Source organism: Pelotomaculum isophthalicicum JI (assembly GCF_029478095.1).
Taxonomy (GTDB): domain Bacteria; phylum Bacillota; class Desulfotomaculia; order Desulfotomaculales; family Pelotomaculaceae; genus Pelotomaculum_D; species Pelotomaculum_D isophthalicicum.
In genome coordinates, this window is record NZ_JAKOAV010000092.1 from 1 (window position 1) to 1,054 (window position 1,054).

Consider the following 1,054-nt stretch of genomic DNA (forward strand, 5'->3'; position numbering starts at 1 on the left):
GCACATGCTGTTGCCAGTCACGCACCCAAGACTCGATTCCTGGTGGGGCGGCTTATTCCCCTTTCCAGGGTGGGAATCTCACCCACTGGGGGCACCAGGCTTATCCTGGCGCTCCAAAGCATTTGGATAGGTCCATGTCGGCAACATATGAAAGTCCATATTTATTCATGAACCTTTCTGCCTTGGCTATTGCATGCTGGCAGGATTTGCCCGGTCTGTACCCGTAGCTTGACGGGTGGAAATCCGGGTTAAAGATGGGCTCCAGTACGTTTTTCAGGGCCTGCTGTGCCACCCTGTCCCGGACTGCAGGTATTCCTAATGGTCTGAGGCTTTTATCCTCTTTTTCGATGTAGGTTCTTCTCACCGGCTGCGGTTGATATGTGCCGGTTTTGAGTTCCTCATGCAGTTTTTGGAGGTTCTCCGAAAGCTCGGCTTCAAAGGCTTCAATAGTCTCCCCATCCATTCCTGGGGCTCCCTTATTGGCCTTCACCGCCTGAAAGGCCTTCCTCAGGTTCTCCATCTGATACACTTTATCTCTCAAACTGTACCATTTCCGCATGATTCTCTCCCTTTCGCCATGCCCGCTTTCGCATTTTCGTTCCGGTTGCCGGTTTCTTCATCCAATTTGCGGGCTTCTCTAGCTTTCGCAATATACCTCGCCTCCTTGGACTATTCCGTCCCGTGCGGTCGGTTGCACCAGCAAATTCGTCATCCCCGGCACTACCGTACCCCTTGGCGTTTCAGCCGCGGTTGTCTTCACTTGAACCGTCACTGCCTTTACGTCGCTTGCATTCCTTGGTTTGTCTTCGTCCCTTCGCAGGCGCTAAAGGCTTTTAGCTCTTTAGTCCCCATTGCAACCAGGTGCAATGTCCCCCCAGTTTTCCCCTCCAGACTGTTACCAGCTTTCCTTGGCCGAGGGTTAATCACTGTAGAGTCGGAGGAGGTGGACATCAATAAGCCTGCCTCCGTCCGCTCGTTCAAACGGATCGTACAGTTTTCCCGTAATCCGCTTTCCTTAACTGATTGTGTTTACGACTTTAACTGAAGGCTTGGA

The 1,054-nt window shown here is 52.2% G+C and carries 1 protein-coding gene; it reads right to left on the reverse strand.

What is annotated here, in order from left to right; all coding sequences use genetic code 11:
• Positions 1-100 precede the first annotated feature (100 nt).
• Entirely contained in the window at positions 101-559 is a 459-nt protein-coding gene (locus tag L7E55_RS17555; RefSeq protein WP_277445655.1) for a reverse transcriptase domain-containing protein, read from the reverse strand.
• Positions 560-1,054 lie beyond the last annotated feature (495 nt).

Coding starts and splice junctions, on each gene's coding strand:
- L7E55_RS17555 (WP_277445655.1), bottom strand. CDS start 559: ATGCGGAAATGGTACAGTTTGAGAGATAAAGTGTATCAGATGGAGAAC.